Source organism: Brevundimonas sp. Br13 (assembly GCF_055391505.1).
Genome location: NZ_AP044008.1, coordinates 3,252,338 through 3,269,412 on the forward strand (window position 1 = coordinate 3,252,338; position 17,075 = coordinate 3,269,412).

The window sequence follows — 17,075 nt, forward strand, 5'->3', positions numbered from 1 at the left end:
GTTGGACCACGATCCAAGACACACTCACAAGCCTGAACGCCCAAAGAACTGGGTCCCGGCTTTCGCCGGGATGAGCGGAAATTAGGGGAGATCAGGTCGAGGCCGAGGCCGGCGGCAGAACCAGGGCCACGCGCAGGCCCGGCCCGTAACCCTCATAGGTGCCGGGGCCTTCGTCCAGCACCACCCGGCCGCCGTGCGCCTCGGCCACAGCCGTGACCAGAGATAGGCCCAGACCCGAGCCCGGCTCGGTGCGGCTGTTGTCCAGCCGCACGAAACGTTGGACCACCCGTTCGCGGTCCTCCTCCGGCACGCCGGGGCCGGTGTCGGTGACCGAATATTCGATCTCGCCGGACGACCGCCGCCGCGCCCGCAGCTTCACCGCCCCGCCGGAGGGCGTGTATTTGATGGCGTTGTCGATCAGATTGGCCAGGGCCTGTGCCAGGAAGGGTTGGTTGCCCTCGATCATCAGGCCGGTTTCGATCTCGGCCGAGAAGTCGATGTCCTTGTCCTCGGCCGCCGGTTCGTACAGTTCGGCCATGTCGGCGGCCAGGGCGGCCGCGTCCATCCGCTGGGGGTCCGGCGCCCCGCCCGATTGCAGCCGGGCGATGGCGAGCACGGTGTTGAAGGTCTTCAGCAGATGGTCCGCCTCGTCCAGGGCCACGCCCAGGGCGTCGACCCCGTCGATCCGGCCCGCCTCGGCGTCGATCAAGGCCACCTCCAGCTTGGCCCGCATCCGCGTCAGGGGCGAGCGCAGGTCGTGGGCGATGGCGTCGCCGGCATGGCGGATGGAGGCCATGGACGCCTCCAGCCGATCCAGCATCAGGTTCAGCCCCTGGCTGAGTTCGTCCAGTTCGTCGCCGGAATGGCGGATGGGGGCGCGGACCTTCAGATCCCCCTCCTGCACGGCTGAGACGACGCGGTTCAGCCCGGCCATGGCGCTTTCGACCCGGCGGCTGATGTAGAGGCCGCCCGCCAGGCCCAGCAGGATCACCAGGCCCATGGCGCCCCACAGGGCCTGGGTCAGGCGGGCCAGATAGTCCTCGACGTCGCCGATGTCGGCCCCGACGAACAGATGTTCGCCGCCCGCCAAACGGGTGTCGATGCCGATCGACTGGCGCCGCCGCACCCGGCCGTCTGCGTCGGTGTCGGTCAGGCGGAAGGGCTCCCAGTCGCCGGTGTCGATCCCCTCGGGCACGTCGGAGATATTGGCGGTGATGATCTTTCCGTCCGCCCCCTTCAGCACATACAGATAGGGGCCGGCGCGGATGGCGCGCTCGACCAGGGCCTGGTTCAGGGCGTCGAGGCCGCGGGTGCGATAGACGGCGGTCAGGGCCGCCCGCTCGGCCTCCACCTCCGCCTGGGCGCGACCTTGCGCCTCCGAGGCCGAGGCGAAATAGACATAGGCCAGGATCGCCCCCGCCGCCGCCACGAACAGGGCCAGGAACAGCAGCGTCAGCCGAAAGGGCGTGCGGCGAAGGAGGGAGGGAAGGCGCATGGGGCTTGTTAGTGGCGAGTGACGCGTGGCGAGTGGCGAGCAAGCGCAGGGACAGACAGAGGCTTCCGCGGGGCCTGACCATAAGTCGCCGCTCGGTCGCCAGCCTCAATCATTCTCGCCACTCGCCACTAACCACTCGCCACTCCGAACGTCACGCCTCCAACCGATACCCCGCGCCGCGAACCGTCTGAAGCATGGCCTTGTCGAAACCCTTGTCGATCTTGGAGCGGAGGCGGCTGATGTGGACGTCGATGACGTTGGTCTGGGGGTCGAAATGGTATTCCCACACCTTCTCCAGCAGCATGGTGCGCGTCACCGACTGGCCGGCGTGGCGCATCAGGAACTCCAGCAGCTGGAACTCGCGCGGTTGGAGGTCGATCTCTGTGGTTCCGCGATGAACCGTGCGGGCGATCAGATTCATCTCCAGATCGCCGACCTTCAGCACGGTCTGGACCCCGCCGGTCTCGCGGCGCCGCGCCAGGGCCTCGACCCGCGCGATCAGCTCGGCGAAGGCGTAGGGCTTGACCAGATAGTCGTCGGCGCCGGCCTTCAGGCCGGTGACCCGGTCCTCGACTTCGCCCAGGGCCGACAGGAAGAGGACCGGAGTCTGGTCCCCGCCCTTCCTGACCGTCTCGACCATGCCGACGCCGTCGAGACGCGGCATCATCCGGTCGACCACATAGACGTCATAGCCGCCCTTTTGCGACTCCAGCAGGCCGAAGGCGCCGTCCACGGCATGGGTCACCTCATGGCCGGCCTCGGTCAGGCCGCGCACCATGGCCGTCGCCGCCTCGGCGTCGTCCTCGACCACCAGAATCCGCATCGAAACCCCTCCCGGAATCAAAATCGCCGCCGATGGTAGCGCATCGGCGGCGATTCAGTGAGTTAAGGCTTGGTCAGATTACCGATCAGTTCTTGGACAGTTCGATCTTCGGGCGGGAAGCTCGACGCAGCCATCTCCTCGGTCAACAAAAATTGACGAAGCGGAATACAGTTTCAAGTTGACGACTGAACGACTAAAACGCGAACCAACTGAGCGCCACTTGGCATTCGACCTGGGAGATCAAACGTGAAGAGAACACTGATTGCTTTGAGCTTGTTGTCGTCAGCCATAGGTTCGTCCGCCCTCGCATCACCGACAGCGCCGTCTCACCAACCCACCTCCGTGCGGACGGTTATGGTCTGCATAACCAATCACTACCCAGATGGGGCGCCATTTTTAGACTGCCAGATCGTATATTTATACGACGACGAGATCATTCAAGCGTGATTTCTAAAAGTGAACAGCCCGCCATCAGAAATGATGGCGGGCTGTTTCGTGCTCTATTTTTTGAAAGTCAGCACATAGGGTACGTTGCCCTGACCCCGAACCCAGATCAGGAGATAAGCTCCGGATCGGCCAGACGCTTTCACCGAAGCTACGGCGTTTCGGAAGTCGTCCACGGTTCTTACGGGCGTATTCTGAACCTGCTGGACCACGACCCCTTGCCCAAGGCGGGCATCGACACCGGTTTCAACACCCATAATCGCCAAACCTTCGACGGAGGCCGGCGCGCCCAGACGTTGGCGCAGGGCTGGAGTGAGAGGAGTCAAGTTTAGACCTTCGACTGTGGCCGAAGCTCCCGAAGGATCGTTCGGAGCGGCTCCGCCTTGGCCGAGGCCGTTTTCGCTGTTCAGTTCCGTCTCAGAAGGGCGGGTACCGGATCGTGCCGTGATCGTTTGTCGGCGACCGTCACGCAGCACCTCCATCCGAAGCGTGTCTCCCGGCTTAGCCGCGCCAACTAAGCGCGTCAGCTTCGTCGATGAATCAATCACCTCGCCATTCAGCGAGACGACAAGATCGCTGAACCTGAGGCCAGCCTTGTCGGCCGGACCTTCAGGGGTGACCTCAGCAACGAGGGCGCCCTTCTGGTCGGCTTTCAGCCCCAAAGCACCCAACTCCTCGGTGGTTGGCGTACTGATTTTCACGCCGAGATAGCCTCTCTCAATCACCTCCCCACGCATCAAGCGCGACGTGATCTGCTTAGCGATTTCCGCCGGAATCGCGAAGCCTATGCCGACTGACGAGCCAGTTGGAGACAGAATGACGGAGTTGACACCAATAACGCGACCGTAGACATCAAAGGTCGGCCCGCCCGAGTTCCCGCGATTGATGGCGGCGTCGATCTGCAGAAAATCGGTGTATGCTGAAGAGGCATCCGGCAAGCTGCGGGCTTTCGCAGAGACAATCCCCGCCGTCGCCGTGCCGCCCAGCCCGAAGGGGTTGCCCACAGCGATCACCCAGTCGCCCACGCGGGGTTCGGCCGTTTCTTCAAAGCTGACGTATTTGAAGTTGTCGCCATCGACCTTGATCACGGCCAGATCGGTGGCCTCATCGCGCCCCACCAGACGCGCGGGCAGTTCGCGGCCGTCCGACATCTTGACCTTGATCTCGGTGGCGTCGGCGACGACGTGGTTGTTGGTGACGATGAAACCGTCCTGCGAGATGAAGAAGCCCGAACCGGCGCCCTGGGTGGTGCGGGGTTCGGCGTCTTCGCCGTCGCTGCGGCCCTGGGGCGGGACGAACTGGAACGGCAGGCCGGGGATTTGGAAGGCGCCGCCCTGGGGCTGATCCACCTTGACCGTCACGTCGATCTGGACGACGGCCGGGGCGACCTGGTCGAAGATGTCAGCAAAGCTGTTGGGCGCGCCGGGCGGAGGCGAGAAGCGGTCGCCGTTGGCGGGGACGGGGGTGATCCGGTTGACGGCCTGGGGGTCGGCGTGGGCGCCGGGCCAGGTGACGATCCCGCCCGCCGTCGCTCCCGCCGCCAGGGTCAGGCCGGCCAAGGCCCCGAGAATGAACTCTTTGCGCTTCAGCATCTTGTTCTTGCGATCCTCTGTCGGGGCCGCGCCCCGTCTCGCTCTTGATATAGGCCGAACGGGCATTACGCCAATTTCAGCGTTCGATGGTTGATCCCGACAAGCGCCCGTCGTGAGGCGAGCTTGCGTCAGGATCGCGGCGAAGCTTCTCATTTGCGAGAATGTCTTGCAGTCGATGTTCCTCCTGAGGCGAAAGGGGCGCGACCTCCATCGGGCGGCGACGCGCGCGCAGGATCAGCGTGCCCCCGGCCAGCAGGATGAGGGCGAAGGGGCCGAACCACAAAAGCCAGGTTCCGGCCCGCACCGGCGGGGTGAACAGGACATAGTCGCCGAACCGGCGCACCAGGTCCTGACGCACGGCCTGATCCGTGGCGCCGGCGGCGATCTGTTCGCGAATCAGGCGGCGCATGTCGCCGGCGACGCCCGCCGGACTGTCGGCGATGGCCTCGTGCTGGCAGACGACGCAACGGACATCCTTGAACAGGGCCTGGGCGCGGGCTTCCTGAGCCGGGTCGCTCAAGGGACGGTCGGGGGCGGCGGCGGGCTCGGCCGCCGTCAGCATCAGGGCCAGGAGCGGCGCAGCCAGCAGGATCGAGAGCCGCCTCACGCCGGCCTCCGCCGTCGCGCGCCGACGCCCAGCCGCAGCCGGCGATCCAGCAGGGACAACAGGCCGCCGAAGGCCATGATCATCGGCCCCAGGAAGATCAGCCGCGCCCAGGGATTCCAGTACAGGCGGACGACCCAGGCGGGAGCCTCAGTCGTTCCGGCCCGCTCGCCCATCACCACATAGACGTCGTCCAGACCCCGGAAATCCAGCCCCACCTCGGTCGTGGTCTGGCCGCCCGCGGGAAAGAAGCGGCGTTCGGCCGTGACGGTCTTCGCCCGACCCCGGTCGTTTGACGGTCGCACGGTCAGACGCCCCTGTTCGGCCAGATAGTTGGGGCCTTCGACCACCCGGACCTGATCCAGCGTGACGGTCCAGGGCCCGGCGGAGACGGTTTGGCCCAAGGTCAGGGCGCGGGCCGCCTCGGCCTTGAAGCCGGTCTCGACCACCGCCCCCAGGATGAAGACCCCCAGACCCAGATGGGCCAGGCTCATGCCCCAGGCGCCGAGCGGCAGACCCTTGAGGCGACGCAGGGTCTCGGCGGGCGAGGCGCGGAACAGCCGCGCCCGTTCGGCGACCTCGGCCAGGGCGCCCAGGATCAGCCAGGCGCCCAGGCCGATCCCGGCGGCGGCCAACGCCTTCTTCGGCGACCACAGGGCGTAGGCCGCAAGAGCGCAGACCAGCGACAGGCCCGCCGCGACCGCCAGCCTCTGCGTCGCCCCCGCCAGGTCGCCCCGCTTCCACGCCAGCAGAGGCCCCGCAGGCAGGATGATGAAGGCGACCGTCATCAGGGGAACGAAGGTGGCGGCGAAATAGGGCGGGCCGACCGAGATGGTCGCGCCGGAGGCCGCCTCCAGGATCAGGGGATAGAGGGTGCCCAAAAGCACGGTCGCCGCCGCCGCCGTCAGGAACAGATTGTTCAGCACCAGGGCGCCCTCGCGGCTGACCGGAGCGAACAGGCCGCCGCCCTTCAGCTGGGGCGCGCGCCAGGCGAATAGGGCGAAGGCGGCGCCGGCCGTGAGGCCCAGGATGGCCAGCAGCATCATCCCGCGCTGGGGATCAACGGCGAAGGCGTGGACGCTGGTCAGGACGCCCGATCGCACCAGGAAGGCGCCCAGCATGGAGAAGCTGAAGGCCAGGAGGGCCAGAAAGACGGTCCAGCCCGCCAGGGCCCCGCGCCGCTCGGTGACCACCGCGCTGTGCAACAGGGCCGCGCCCGCCAGCCAGGGCATGAAGCTGGCGTTCTCGACCGGGTCCCAGAACCACCAGCCGCCCCAGCCCAGCTCATAATAGGCCCAGAAGGAGCCCAGGGTGATGCCGACGGTCAGAAAGGCCCAGCTGGCCAAGGCCCAGGGGCGCACCCACCGGCCCCAGGCGGGCCAGAAGGCGGTCTGAGCCCGGCCCTCGATCAGGGCCGCGACCGCCAGGGAGAAACAGACCGAAAACCCGACATAGCCCGCGTAGAGCAGCGGCGGATGGACGGCCAGGGCCGGGTCCTGAAGCAAGGGGTTCAGCGAGGCGCCCTGGAAGGGGGCGGGGTCCAGGCGGACAAAGGGGCTGGAGGCAAAGACGGCGAAGCCCAGGAACAGCGAGCCCAGAGCGCCTTGGGTCGCCACGGCCGAGGCCTTCAGCCCGAACGGCAGGCCGCGCGCGCGGGCCAGGACGGCGCCGAAGACCGTCAGGACCAGGCACCACAGCAAGAGCGATCCCTCGTGACTGCCCCAGGCGCCGGCGACCTTGTACAGCATCGGCTTGTCGGTGTGGCTGTTGGCCGCGACGTTGGAGACCGAGAAGTCCGAAATGACGAAGGCGTAGATCAGGGCCGCAAAGGCCAGGGCCGTCGCCGCTGCGGCGCCGATCGCCGCCCCTTCAGCCGCCCCAGCCAGCACGGGGCTGCGCCGGGCCCGCCCCGCCGCCGACAGCACGGTCTGAAGCACCGACAGGGCCAGGGCCAGGGCAAGGGCGAAGGCCCCGAACTCGACGATCATAGGCTTTCAGCCTGCGGCCTGCTTGAGCGCGTGGTCTCGGTCGAGGTTTCCGGCCGCCACTCGCCCTTGGCCTTGATCCGGTCGGCGACCTCGCGCGGCATATAGTTCTCGTCGTGCTTGGCCAGGACTTGGCTGGCGTGGAAGACGCGGTCGGCGCCGAACGCCCCTTGCGCCACGATCCCCTGCCCCTCGCGGAACAGGTCGGGCAGGTCGCCGTGATACTGGACCTGGGTCGCGGCGATATTGTCGGTGACGGTGAAAACGACGACGCCGTCGCCAGACTTCCGCACGCTGCCCGTCTCGACCAGGCCGCCCAGCCGGATGTTGCGGCCTTCCGGCGCCTTGTCGACCGTGGCCTCGGACGGGGAGTAGAAGAAGGTCACGCTGTCCTGCATGGCCCACAGCGATAGGCCGACCGCCAGGGCCAGGATCGGCGCCACGGCGGCGACGACCCACAGGCGACGGCGCGCCTTCGGCGATTTCGGCAGCCAGCTCATGACTTAGCGGTCCCGCTCCCCCACGGATTTTTCTTTCCGTCTACAGAGGCCGGCGCCCCGCGCCAACGGCTCATTCCGCCCTCGGCAGGCGGCGTTCCAGATCCTTGCGACGCGGATCGGCCGGATCGAGGGCGGCGATCAGCGGCGTCCACATGGCCCGTGTCGTGGCCGCATCACCTCGACGCAGGGCCGCCTCGCCCAGGAAGAAGCGGGCGCCCAGCTGATCGGGATCGTGTTTCACCGCCTGGCGGAAGGCGGCCTCGGCGTCGGCGCCGATCTGGTCGTCATTGGCCCGCACCAGGCTTTCGCCCAGCCGCGCCCAGGCCTGGGCGTTCTCGGGCTCCCGCTCGATCAGCCGACGAAAGGCCGAGGCGGCGCCCAAGGGGTCGTCGGCGGCGAAACGGGCCGCGCCCAGCATGGCCAGGGCCTGGGGGTCGTTCGGTCGATCCTGGGCCGCGCGCGCCGCCACGGCCGCCAGTTGGGCCGGCTCCAGCGTCTCCAGCCGCGTGGCCCAATCATCGACCCGCCGCTGATAGGCCTGATCCGGCAGGCCCGGCGATCCCGTCAGAACATAGAGGCCAAGGGCGGCGGCCGTTGCGGCGGCGATCCCGCCCAGAACCCACAGCCGGTCGCGACGATCGGTCTTGGGCGCCGGCGTCGTCCCTGCCTGCCCGGCCAGCAGACGCCGGGCCGCCTCGGCGCGCGCGGCCGTGTGGGCGGCCTCGTCCAGCAGCCCGCGCGCTTTCAGCCGGTCCAGTTCGTCCAGTTCGCGCGCCCCGATCTCGGCCTGTGTCGCCGGAGTCGGGTCAGCGCCGGAACGCGCGCCGGTCAGCACCAGAAGGGCCGCGCCCGCCGCCGCGAGGCCGGTCATTATCCAGAAAGCGATCATCCCCGCCGTCTATCGCATCAGGCGGCGGCGGGCGAGGCCCCTTGGGTCGCCAGAAGCGCCTCGGCGGCGGCGGCGCGACGTCGCACCGCCCGCGCGGCCTCCAGCGCGTCGATCAGGGTCAGGAACCGCGCCGCGACGCCGATCAGACGCAAGGGGCCCTCCGGCTGGGCGACCTGGCCGTCCGCCAGATGATCCAGGGCCTCATTGGCCCAGGTGGACAGATAGTCGGTCAGCTCGGTCTTCAAGGCCATCCGATCCGCCTCGCAGCCGAAGACGGCGGCGGCGCCTCTCAGCCCCCCGACAGCGTTCAGCAGGGCGGCGGCGGCCTCGACCGCATCGCCCGTCGCGGGCGCGTCCAGCCAGGGCGACAGCCGCGTCATCCGGCCGCTCAGCGTCTGCCGCTTCATCGGCAGGGCCGCATGGACGGCGGCCGAGGCGGACTTCATCAGGCCCGACATCTGACCCGCCACCTGAATCCGCGCCATCCGGGCGGCTCGGCCCCAGGGCGAGGCCGGCCGCAGTTGCAGACACAGGTCGATCTCGCCCAGCACCCCCGCGCACCAGGCGACCTCCTGAACCACCTCGGCCATGGCGGCCTCGTCCGGGCTGGGCCGGGCGGCGGCGATCCGTGCGACGCGCGTCGTGACCGAGGCCAGCAGACGTTCGACGAAGACGCCCATGTCCGAATGGCTCAGCATCGTCTCCTTATCGGCAAGGCGATTGGTGCGGGTCACGACACGCAGCATCCGTTCGGGTTCGGCGACATGGGCGAACAGGATGTCGACCATCCGGCGCCCGCCTTCGGGCGAGACGGCCAGACAGTCCTGGATCAACAGGCGCAGTCCCGCCGCCTGTTCGTCGTCGGGGCGGTCGAGCCACGCAGGCAGGCGCGGCGTGGCGGTTCGCGCCAGGGGCGCCAGGTCGAAACAGCCGGCCAGCTCCGCCGGGCTCGGCGCGGGGACGGCGGCGGGCGACAGGTTGGGGATCGGCGCGGGCGGTGACGGGTCAGGCCAGACGTCGCCGGGCCGGTCCCGCAGCACGGCCGCCGCCCGGGCGCACAGACGATCGGCGACCAGGGTCCAGTCGCCGTGCGACGGAGCCGCCCCGTCCAGCAGGCTGAGGAAGGGCTCTTCGCCGGTCTTGGCCTCGCGCCACACACGCGCCAGGACCGACCGGGGAAAGGTCAGGGCCGCCACCTGGTCGGCGCGGGGGCGAAACAGGGGCGCCAGGGGCGCGAACGCCCGGTCCCGACGGGCGCGATCGCGGATTTCCGCCTGAACCAGGATCGCCAGCTCGGCCGCCTTGTCGCCCGGCAGTCCGCCGACAGCCGCCTCCAGCTGCGCCAGACCGTCATCGGGGCAGGCCTGGACGACCGCCTCCAGGGCGGCGCGATGGGCGGCGGACAGGGCAGGCAAGACGGTTCCCTGGGCAAGATTTGAGGCCCGACCCTGCACCAATGTGGTTAACAACGGCTTGGCGCCCCTTGAGCCGGTCGCGCGGCGCGCCATATTCCCGCCACGACCACGCCAGGCGCCATTCGCCGCAGGAACGGGAGCGCCCATGCCGGTTATCGAGATCCAAGGTCTGACCAAGACCTATCCGTCGGGTCTTCAGGCCCTGAAGCGGGTCGATCTGACCATAGACAGGGGCGAGATCTTCGCCCTGTTGGGGCCGAACGGGGCCGGCAAGACCACCCTGATCTCCATCATCTGCGGCATCGTCAACGCCTCCACCGGGACTGTGGTCGCCGACGGTCACGACATCCGCAAGGATTTCCGCGCCGCTCGGATGAAGATCGGCCTGGTGCCGCAGGAGCTGACCACCGACGCCTTCGAGACGGTGCTGGCCACCGTCACCTTCAGCCGGGGCCTGTTCGGCAGGCCGGGGAACCCCGCCCTGGTCGAACAGATCCTGAAGGACCTGTCGCTGTGGGACAAGCGCGACGCCAAGATCATGACCCTGTCGGGCGGGATGAAGCGGCGGGTGATGATCGCCAAGGCCCTGAGCCACGAGCCGGACATCCTGTTCCTGGACGAACCGACCGCCGGGGTGGACGTGGAACTGCGTCGCGACATGTGGGCCATGGTGCGCAAACTGCGCGAACGCGGCGTCACCATCATCCTGACCACCCACTATATCGAAGAGGCCGAGGAGATGGCCGACCGGGTGGGGGTGATCCTGAAGGGCGAGCTGATCCTGGTCGAGGAGAAGACCGCCCTGATGAAGAAGCTGGGCAAGAAGACCCTGACCCTGAACCTGGTCGAGCCCCTGACCACCCTGCCCGCCGACCTGGCGGACTGGGACCTGAGGCTGAGCCCAGACGGGGGCGAGCTGGAATACAGTTTCGACGCCAACGCCGAAGATACCGGCGTGCCCGCCCTGATCCGCCGGCTGGACCGGCTGGAGATCGGCTTCAAGGATCTGAACACCCGCCAGAGCTCGCTGGAAGACATCTTCGTCAGCCTGGTCCATCGCGACGGAGAGGCCGCCTGATGACCTTCAACGGATACGGCGTTTGGGCCATCTATCGGTTCGAAATGGCCCGGGCGCTTCGCACCCTGTGGCAGAGCGTGGTCACCCCGGTGATCACCACCGCCCTCTATTTCGTCGTCTTCGGCGGCGCCATCGGCGGTCGGATGCAGGCGGTGGACGGGGTGGCCTACGGCGCCTTCATCGTGCCGGGCCTGATCATGCTGAGCCTGTTCACCCAGTCGATCTTCAACGCCTCCTTCGGCATCTACTTCCCGAAATTCACCGGCACCATCTATGAGATCCTGTCCGCGCCGGTGTCGTCGCTGGAGGTGGTGATCGCCTATGTCGGGGCGGCGGCGACCAAGTCGGCGGTGCTGGGGCTGATCATCCTGGCGACGGCGGCCCTTTTCGTGCCGCTTCAGGTGCTGCACCCGGTGATGATGCTGGCCATGCTGGTGCTGATTTCGGTGACCTTCAGCCTGTTCGGCTTCATCATCGGCATCTGGGCCGGCAGTTTCGAACAGCTGAACTTCATTCCCATGCTGATCGTCACGCCCCTGACCTTCCTGGGCGGCTCCTTCTATTCGATCGACATGCTGCCGGAGGGCTGGCGCACGGTCGCCCTGTTCAATCCGGTAGTCTATCTGATCTCGGGCTTCCGCTGGACCTTCTACGGCCAGGGTGACGTGGCGATCGGGATCAGCGTGGCCGCCACCCTGGGCTTCTTCGCCCTGTGCCTGGGGGTGGTCATGTGGATGTTCAAGACCGGCTATCGGCTGAAGGCCTAGACTTCCAAGTCCAGGCGTCACGAAACCGGCCAGATCGCCAGCGATTAGAGCAACATGTCCGACGATAAGAAGACCGTTTCCGATCCAGCGCCCCAGCCGTCCCCTGGCGAACCCTTCGTCCGCAAGGCGGTCACCTGGGGTCGGATGCCCGTGACGACCTTTCACGTCGGCCCGGTGCCCGTCGCGCCCAATCCGCTGGACCGGATTCCGGATCGGCCGCCGCTGAAGACGCCGTTGACCACTGCGCCCGAGGGGCGAGCGCAAGGTCGGCAAGGTCAGGCGTCCGGCCTGCTTCAGGGCGGCCTGCAGCCGCAGCGCCCCGCGCCCGCGCCGCGTCCGAGAGCCGGCGCGAGCATTCTGGCCGGTTCGTTGATCCCTCAGGCCCGTCCCGCCCCGGCTGCGCCCCCGACGCCCGCCCCGACGCCCGCCCCAGCGGATTCGACGCTTCGCCCGCTGCCCGCCGCGCCCCAGCCTCTTGCGGAGCCTGCGCCGTCCGCTCTGGAACGGCCGCCTGCCCAGGCGACGCGGCCCGAGACGGACGCCGCCGCCCCCCCTGTCGGCGCTCCTGTCGACGCCGCCCAGATTCCCGAGATCACGCCGACCACTCCCGTTGCACGTCGAGCAGAGAAGGCGCCGTCGCGTCTGCCGCTCTATGTCGGGGCTGGACTGGTCGTCGCCGCCTTGCTGGGCGGCGGACTGTGGTTCGCCCTGCGTCCCGCCCCCGCCCCTGCTCCCGCCGCCCCGCCGACAGTCCCGGCCGCCGCAGCGCCCATCCAGGCTGAAACCGCTCCGGCGCCCTCGGCGGCGGTGGTCGAGGCGGAAGCGCCCGCTGCCGAACCGGCGCCTGAGCCCGCTTCCACATCAGCGCCCGCGCCGGCCGAGACCACGCGGACACCCCCCGCGCCGGCCGCTCGCCCGACGACGCCTCCAGCCGCGACCGCGTCCCGCCCGACCCAGAGCCAGACCCAGACGCCCGCGACGACTCCGGCGCCCAGCCAAACGGCGCCGGCCGTCCAACCCCCGGCGGTAGTCATCGTGCCGCAGACGCCGCCCCCGACCGCCGCGCGCCCCACCCAGACCGATCCCGACGCCCCGATCGTCACCCGGCCCCAGCCGCTCGACTGAGATTTCGATCTCGTCTCCTCTCCAGTTCGCGGCGAGGAGACGACGGCGGCTCACGCCGTGCGGATGATCCCGCCGCTCGCCGCCACCGGCCAGGGCGTCAGCCGCCCGCCGGCGCAGGGGCCGCCCTTGCATTCGCCGGTCAGGGGCTCGAACACCGCCCCGTGCCAGCCGCACAGGATCAGGCCGCCGTCGGGCGTCAGATAGCGGTCCAGCTCGACCGCGATGGGAAAGCCTGCGTGGGGGCAGCGGTCGACCCAGCCCGCGACGACCCCATCCTTTCGCACCACGAAGCCGTGGAAGAAGGCCTCGCCGATCTGAAGCACGAAGCCGCGCGCGCCGGGATCGGCGATGTCGCCCTCGGCGCACAGGGCGACGCCGGGCGGCGTCTTCCAGACCCGTTTGCGCTCGGTTTCGCCTTCAGACACGTTCGGCCTTCAGCGGGCGTGACAACAGGCCGTCGATCAGGCCATCGACGGTGATCTCGCCCGCCAGCAGGGCCGCGATGCCCTCGGCGATGGGGGTCTCCACGCCCAGACGGGCGGCCAGGGCGCGCACGGCCGGCGCGCTCTCATAACCCTCGGCCACCGACCGCTTGCCGGCCAGGGCCTGTTCCACCGTCTGGCCCTGCCCCAGGGCCAGACCCAGGCTCATATTGCGCGACTGAGGGCTGGAGCAGGTCAGGACCAGATCGCCCAGGCCGCACAGGCCCGCCACCGTCTCGGCCTGTCCGCCCATGGCGACGGCGAGCCGGGTCATTTCCGCAAAGCCGCGCGTGATCAGGGCGGCGTGGGCGCTGCGCCCCAGCTGACGCCCCTCGGAGACGCCGCAGGCGATGGCCAGGACGTTCTTCAGCGCCCCGCCCGCCTCGGCCCCGATCAGGTCGGTGGCCAGATAGGGCCGAAAGCCCGGCGCCGACAGGGTGCTCAGCAGGGCCTGACCCAGGGCCGGATCGGCGCAAGCCAGGGTGACGGCGGTCGGCAGGCCGCGCGCCACCTCGCCCGCGAAACTGGGGCCGGACAGGACGGCGGCCGGGGCGTCCGGCAGGGTCTCGGCCAGAACCTCCGTCATCAGCTTCATCGTGCCCCGCTCGACTCCCTTGGAGCAGAGCACCACCGGCACGCCGGCGCGGTGATAGGGCGCAAAGGCGGTCAGGGTCGCGCGCATATGCTGGGCCGGCGGCACGGCCAGGATCAGGTCGCAGTCGCCCAAGTCGGCCAGATCAGCGGTGAATTTGAGCCCCTCAGCCAAGGGCACGCCCGGCAGATACAGGTCGTTGGCGCGCGTCGTTCTCAAGGTCTCGACCAGCTGGGGCTCACGCGCCTGAAGCGTCGTATCCAGTCCGGCGCGGACGCAGACCTGGGCCAGGGCGGTGCCCCAGGCGCCGGCGCCGATGACCCCTGCGGTGCGGAATTCCATGCGCCCTCCCGAGGCGTTCTCGTTCGTCATGCCTTTGCGCCCTTGCGGCCGGGCTTGTGCGAAGGATCGGCCAGGGCGCGCGCTTCGTCCAGCGGCCATCGCGGCCGGGCGACCACGTCGATGTCGCTGGTCAGCCCGAGCGCCAGCCGTTCGGCCCCCGCCAGGGCGATCATGGCCGCATTGTCGGTGCAATAGGCCATCGGCGGCGCCAGGAAGTCGAAACCGTGTTTCGCCGCCGTCGCCTGCAAGGTCGCGCGAATGGTCTTGTTGGCGGCCACGCCGCCAGCGACGACAAAGAGGCGATGATCGTGGGTCTCGGCATAGGCGGCCAGAGCCCGTTCGGACCGGTCGGCCAGCTGCCGGGCGATGGCGGTCTGGACCGCGTCGGCCAGATCGGCCTTGTCCTGGTCGGTTTCGCAGGTCTGGGCGATGCGGAAGGCGGCCGTCTTCAGACCCGAGAAGGAGAAGTCGCAGTCCTTGCGTCCCAAGAGGGCGCGCGGCAGGTCGATCTTCGATCCGTCGCCCTGCTGCGCCAGCCGCTCCAGCGCCGGCCCGCCCGGATAGCCCAGACCCAGGGCCTTGGCGATCTTGTCGAAGGCCTCGCCCGCCGCATCGTCTATGGTGGCGCCGATCCGGCTCATGTCGCCGACGCCCCGCACCTCCAGAATCTGGCAATGACCGCCTGAGACCAATAGCAGCAGGAAGGGATAGGCGACCTCCTGCCCCAGACGGGCCGAGACCGCGTGGCCTTCGAGATGGTTGACCGCCACCAGGGGCAGGCCGCGCGCCAGGGCCGCCGCCTTGCCGAAGCTGAGACCGACCATGACGCCGCCGACCAGACCCGGTCCGGCCGTCGCGGCGATCCCGTCCAGACCGTCGTAGCCCAGGCCGGACTCGGCCATGGCGCGGCGCGTGACCTCGGCGATCATCTCCACATGGCTGCGGGCGGCGATTTCGGGGACGACGCCGCCATAGGCCGCGTGGTCGTCGATCTGGCTGTGAACGACCGAGGACAGCACCTCGGCCCGGCCGCCCCGTTCGGACGGGTGCAGGCGCACCACCGAGGCGGCGGTTTCGTCGCAGCTGGTCTCCAGACCCAGCACCGTCAGGGCTTCACCAGGACGAGGGGGGACATCCCGTCCAGTTGCCGCTGCGGCGCCGCTGCTATAGTCGGCGGAACTCTCCATCGGATCGAGGTAGCGATCCGGCGTCCGGTAAGCAACGCTCATGACCCTTCCCCTCCGCATCGGCACCCGGCGCTCCAAACTGGCCCTGGCCCAGTCGGGCATGATGCAGCGGGCCATCGGCCGGGCCCTGGGCATAGCCGAGGCCGAGATCGAAACGGCCGTGCCTCTGGTCGAGATCGTCACCACCGGCGACCGCGTCCAGGACCGCCGCCTGATGGAGCTGGGCGGCAAGGCCCTGTTCACCAAGGAGATCGAGGAAGCCCTGCTGGACGGCCGGATCGACATCGCCATCCATTCGATGAAGGACGTCCCGGCCGAACAGCCCGAGGGCCTGTGCATCGCCGCCATTCCGAAACGCGAGGACGCCCGCGACGCCTTCGTCAGCCGTGACTTCGAACGTTTCGACGCCCTGCCCATCGGCGCCCGTCTGGGCACCGCCAGCCTGCGCCGACAGGCCCAGGCCCTGGCCCTGCGCCCCGACCTGAAGGTCGAGATGCTGAGGGGCAATATCGACACCCGGCTGCGCCGCGCCGCCGAGGGCGATTTCGACGCCATTCTGCTGGCGGTTTCCGGCATGACCCGGCTGGGGGTGACCGAGCACATCCGCGAAAAGCTGTCGCCGGACGCCTTTCTGCCCGCGCCGGGCCAGGGCGCCCTGGCGATCCAGACCCGCGCCGAGGATATCGAAGCCCCGTGGGTCGCCGCGCTGAACCACGCCCCGACCGCCGTCGCCGTCGCGGCCGAGCGCGGGGCGATGACGGCGCTGGAGGGGTCGTGCCGGACGGCGGTGGGCGCCTACGCCTTGATCGACGGCGACACCCTGCGGCTGACCACGGAAATGCTCAGCCCCGACGGCTCGGCCCGCTGGCGCCGCGTCGGCGAACTGTTCCAGCCGACCGAGGCCGACGCTCGCGCCCTGGGCGAAAAGCTGGGGGCCGAGGTCCACGCCTTCGCCGGCGACCAGGAGGTCGATCCGGCGAGCCTGGACGGATGACCGCCGCCTTCAGCCCGGCCTCGGCCAAGCCTCGCGTCTGGATCACCCGGGCCGAGCCGGGGGCATCGCGCACCGCCGCCCGCCTGCGCGACATGGGGTGCGAGCCCCTGATCCAGCCGCTGCTGGCGGTGGAGCCCCTGACCCCGCCCCTGCCCGATCTGGACCGCTTCGCCGCCCTGGCCTTCACCAGCGCCAACGGGGTCGCCGCCTTCGCCGCCCTGACGCCGCGCCGCGACCGACCGGTCTTCGCCGTCGGCGAGGCCACGGCCGGGGCTGCGCGCGAGGCCGGATTTGTCGCCGTGCGCTCCGCCGACGGCGACCTGACCGATCTCGCCCGATTGATCGCCGCCGAATTAAGCCAGGCCGTCCTGCTGGCGCCCCTGGCGGAAACCCCGGCGGGGGATTTAGCCGCCGCGCTCCACGCCGCACAGGCCCGCGACGTGGCGGTCCAGGCCCTGGCCGTCTATCGAACGGCCTGGGTAATTCAGGTCGATCCGCCCCCTTTCGACGCGGTCCTGATCCATTCCCCGCGCGCCGCGCAGGCCCTGGCGTCCTGGGCGGCCGCCTCGCCGACCCGCCTGGCCCAGGCGGTCTGCGCCTGCATCTCCGCCGCCGCAGCCGCGCCCCTGACCCCGCTCGGCTTGACACCGGCGGTGTCAGAACAGCCGAACGAAACGACATTGTTGAAGACCTTGAAAGCGGCGCTTGGCAAGCGCGACGCGCCCGTATAAAGAGCGCGTCTCGCACGGGCCGTTTCCGCC

General features: G+C 69.4%; 16 protein-coding genes. 5 read left to right on the forward strand and 11 right to left on the reverse strand.

The genetic code is table 11. The annotated features are described in order from the left end of the window. Positions 1 to 91: 91 nt before the first annotated feature. The 8 genes from ACZ5M6_RS16200 to ACZ5M6_RS16235 form a co-directional block, all read right to left on the reverse strand. A complete protein-coding gene (locus ACZ5M6_RS16200) occupies positions 92 to 1,495 on the reverse strand; it encodes a sensor histidine kinase (protein ID WP_464159128.1) in 1,404 nt (467 codons plus the stop codon). A gap of 151 nt (positions 1,496 to 1,646) precedes the next feature. Next, positions 1,647 to 2,318, reverse strand: a complete 672-nt coding sequence (locus ACZ5M6_RS16205; RefSeq protein ID WP_054766679.1) for a response regulator transcription factor — start codon at positions 2,316 to 2,318, stop codon at positions 1,647 to 1,649. Positions 2,319 to 2,818: 500 nt separating this feature from the next. Further along, on the reverse strand, positions 2,819 to 4,354 hold the full coding sequence (locus ACZ5M6_RS16210) for a trypsin-like peptidase domain-containing protein (RefSeq protein WP_054766680.1): 1,536 nt from the start codon (positions 4,352 to 4,354) through the stop codon (positions 2,819 to 2,821). A 76-nt stretch (positions 4,355 to 4,430) separates the two neighbouring features. Then, entirely contained in the window at positions 4,431 to 4,961 is a 531-nt protein-coding gene (locus ACZ5M6_RS16215) for a cytochrome c-type biogenesis protein (protein WP_464159129.1), read from the reverse strand. Further along, positions 4,958 to 6,946, reverse strand: a complete 1,989-nt coding sequence (locus ACZ5M6_RS16220; protein WP_464159130.1) for a heme lyase CcmF/NrfE family subunit — start codon at positions 6,944 to 6,946, stop codon at positions 4,958 to 4,960. Before ACZ5M6_RS16220 ends, ACZ5M6_RS16215 begins: the two co-directional genes overlap by 4 nt. Next, complete coding sequence (gene ccmE / locus ACZ5M6_RS16225) at positions 6,943 to 7,443, reverse strand: cytochrome c maturation protein CcmE (protein ID WP_464159131.1); 501 nt, start codon at positions 7,441 to 7,443, stop codon at positions 6,943 to 6,945. Before ccmE ends, ACZ5M6_RS16220 begins: the two co-directional genes overlap by 4 nt. Positions 7,444 to 7,513: 70 nt before the next feature. Continuing rightward, a complete protein-coding gene (ccmI, locus tag ACZ5M6_RS16230) occupies positions 7,514 to 8,332 on the reverse strand; it encodes a c-type cytochrome biogenesis protein CcmI (RefSeq protein ID WP_464159132.1) in 819 nt (272 codons plus the stop codon). A gap of 17 nt (positions 8,333 to 8,349) precedes the next feature. Then, positions 8,350 to 9,747, reverse strand: a complete 1,398-nt coding sequence (locus ACZ5M6_RS16235; protein WP_464159133.1) for a hypothetical protein — start codon at positions 9,745 to 9,747, stop codon at positions 8,350 to 8,352. Positions 9,748 to 9,892: 145 nt separating this feature from the next. Here ACZ5M6_RS16235 and ACZ5M6_RS16240 point away from each other — a divergent pair, with 145 nt between their 5' ends. The 3 genes from ACZ5M6_RS16240 to ACZ5M6_RS16250 are packed head-to-tail and all read left to right on the forward strand — an operon-like array spanning position 9,893 to position 12,717. After that, entirely contained in the window at positions 9,893 to 10,825 is a 933-nt protein-coding gene (locus ACZ5M6_RS16240; RefSeq protein ID WP_183215116.1) for an ABC transporter ATP-binding protein, read from the forward strand. Continuing rightward, positions 10,825 to 11,592 carry an ABC transporter permease gene (locus ACZ5M6_RS16245; protein ID WP_464159134.1) on the forward strand — a complete coding sequence of 256 codons (768 nt, stop codon included), beginning with the start codon at positions 10,825 to 10,827 and terminating at the stop codon, positions 11,590 to 11,592. Before ACZ5M6_RS16240 ends, ACZ5M6_RS16245 begins: the two co-directional genes overlap by 1 nt. A 54-nt stretch (positions 11,593 to 11,646) precedes the next feature. Beyond that, positions 11,647 to 12,717 (forward strand): hypothetical protein, encoded by a 1,071-nt coding sequence (locus tag ACZ5M6_RS16250; protein ID WP_464159135.1) that lies wholly within the window; start codon positions 11,647 to 11,649, stop codon positions 12,715 to 12,717. Between the two features lie 50 nt (positions 12,718 to 12,767). Here the strand turns inward: ACZ5M6_RS16250 and ACZ5M6_RS16255 are convergent, their stop codons facing one another. The 3 genes from ACZ5M6_RS16255 to tsaD are packed head-to-tail and all read right to left on the reverse strand — an operon-like array spanning position 12,768 to position 15,362. Beyond that, on the reverse strand, positions 12,768 to 13,142 hold the full coding sequence (locus ACZ5M6_RS16255; RefSeq protein ID WP_464159136.1) for a Rieske (2Fe-2S) protein: 375 nt from the start codon (positions 13,140 to 13,142) through the stop codon (positions 12,768 to 12,770). Continuing rightward, on the reverse strand, positions 13,135 to 14,133 hold the full coding sequence (locus ACZ5M6_RS16260; protein WP_464160132.1) for an NAD(P)H-dependent glycerol-3-phosphate dehydrogenase: 999 nt from the start codon (positions 14,131 to 14,133) through the stop codon (positions 13,135 to 13,137). The genes ACZ5M6_RS16255 and ACZ5M6_RS16260 overlap by 8 nt, the downstream gene beginning before the upstream one ends. Positions 14,134 to 14,159: 26 nt before the next feature. Beyond that, positions 14,160 to 15,362, reverse strand: a complete 1,203-nt coding sequence (gene tsaD / locus ACZ5M6_RS16265) for a tRNA (adenosine(37)-N6)-threonylcarbamoyltransferase complex transferase subunit TsaD (protein WP_416358890.1) — start codon at positions 15,360 to 15,362, stop codon at positions 14,160 to 14,162. Here tsaD and hemC point away from each other — a divergent pair. Together hemC and ACZ5M6_RS16275 are read left to right on the forward strand one after the other, a co-directional pair. Further along, on the forward strand, positions 15,361 to 16,314 hold the full coding sequence (gene hemC / locus ACZ5M6_RS16270) for a hydroxymethylbilane synthase (RefSeq protein WP_464159137.1): 954 nt from the start codon (positions 15,361 to 15,363) through the stop codon (positions 16,312 to 16,314). The two genes, tsaD and hemC, sit on opposite strands and share 2 nt — an antisense overlap. Beyond that, the gene (locus ACZ5M6_RS16275; protein ID WP_464159138.1) at positions 16,311 to 17,045 is read left to right on the forward strand and encodes a uroporphyrinogen-III synthase; all 735 of its coding nucleotides are present in this window, start codon (positions 16,311 to 16,313) and stop codon (positions 17,043 to 17,045) included. Before hemC ends, ACZ5M6_RS16275 begins: the two co-directional genes overlap by 4 nt. Positions 17,046 to 17,075 lie beyond the last annotated feature (30 nt).

Coding starts and splice junctions, on each gene's coding strand:
- ACZ5M6_RS16200 (WP_464159128.1), bottom strand. CDS start 1,495: ATGCGCCTTCCCTCCCTCCTTCGCCGCACGCCCTTTCGGCTGACGCTG.
- ACZ5M6_RS16205 (WP_054766679.1), bottom strand. CDS start 2,318: ATGCGGATTCTGGTGGTCGAGGACGACGCCGAGGCGGCGACGGCCATG.
- ACZ5M6_RS16210 (WP_054766680.1), bottom strand. CDS start 4,354: ATGCTGAAGCGCAAAGAGTTCATTCTCGGGGCCTTGGCCGGCCTGACC.
- ACZ5M6_RS16220 (WP_464159130.1), bottom strand. CDS start 6,946: ATGATCGTCGAGTTCGGGGCCTTCGCCCTTGCCCTGGCCCTGGCCCTG.
- ccmE (WP_464159131.1), bottom strand. CDS start 7,443: ATGAGCTGGCTGCCGAAATCGCCGAAGGCGCGCCGTCGCCTGTGGGTC.
- ccmI (WP_464159132.1), bottom strand. CDS start 8,332: ATGATCGCTTTCTGGATAATGACCGGCCTCGCGGCGGCGGGCGCGGCC.
- ACZ5M6_RS16240 (WP_183215116.1), top strand. CDS start 9,893: ATGCCGGTTATCGAGATCCAAGGTCTGACCAAGACCTATCCGTCGGGT.
- ACZ5M6_RS16245 (WP_464159134.1), top strand. CDS start 10,825: ATGACCTTCAACGGATACGGCGTTTGGGCCATCTATCGGTTCGAAATG.
- ACZ5M6_RS16250 (WP_464159135.1), top strand. CDS start 11,647: ATGTCCGACGATAAGAAGACCGTTTCCGATCCAGCGCCCCAGCCGTCC.
- ACZ5M6_RS16260 (WP_464160132.1), bottom strand. CDS start 14,133: ATGGAATTCCGCACCGCAGGGGTCATCGGCGCCGGCGCCTGGGGCACC.
- hemC (WP_464159137.1), top strand. CDS start 15,361: ATGACCCTTCCCCTCCGCATCGGCACCCGGCGCTCCAAACTGGCCCTG.
- tsaD (WP_416358890.1), bottom strand. CDS start 15,362: ATGAGCGTTGCTTACCGGACGCCGGATCGCTACCTCGATCCGATGGAG.
- ACZ5M6_RS16275 (WP_464159138.1), top strand. CDS start 16,311: ATGACCGCCGCCTTCAGCCCGGCCTCGGCCAAGCCTCGCGTCTGGATC.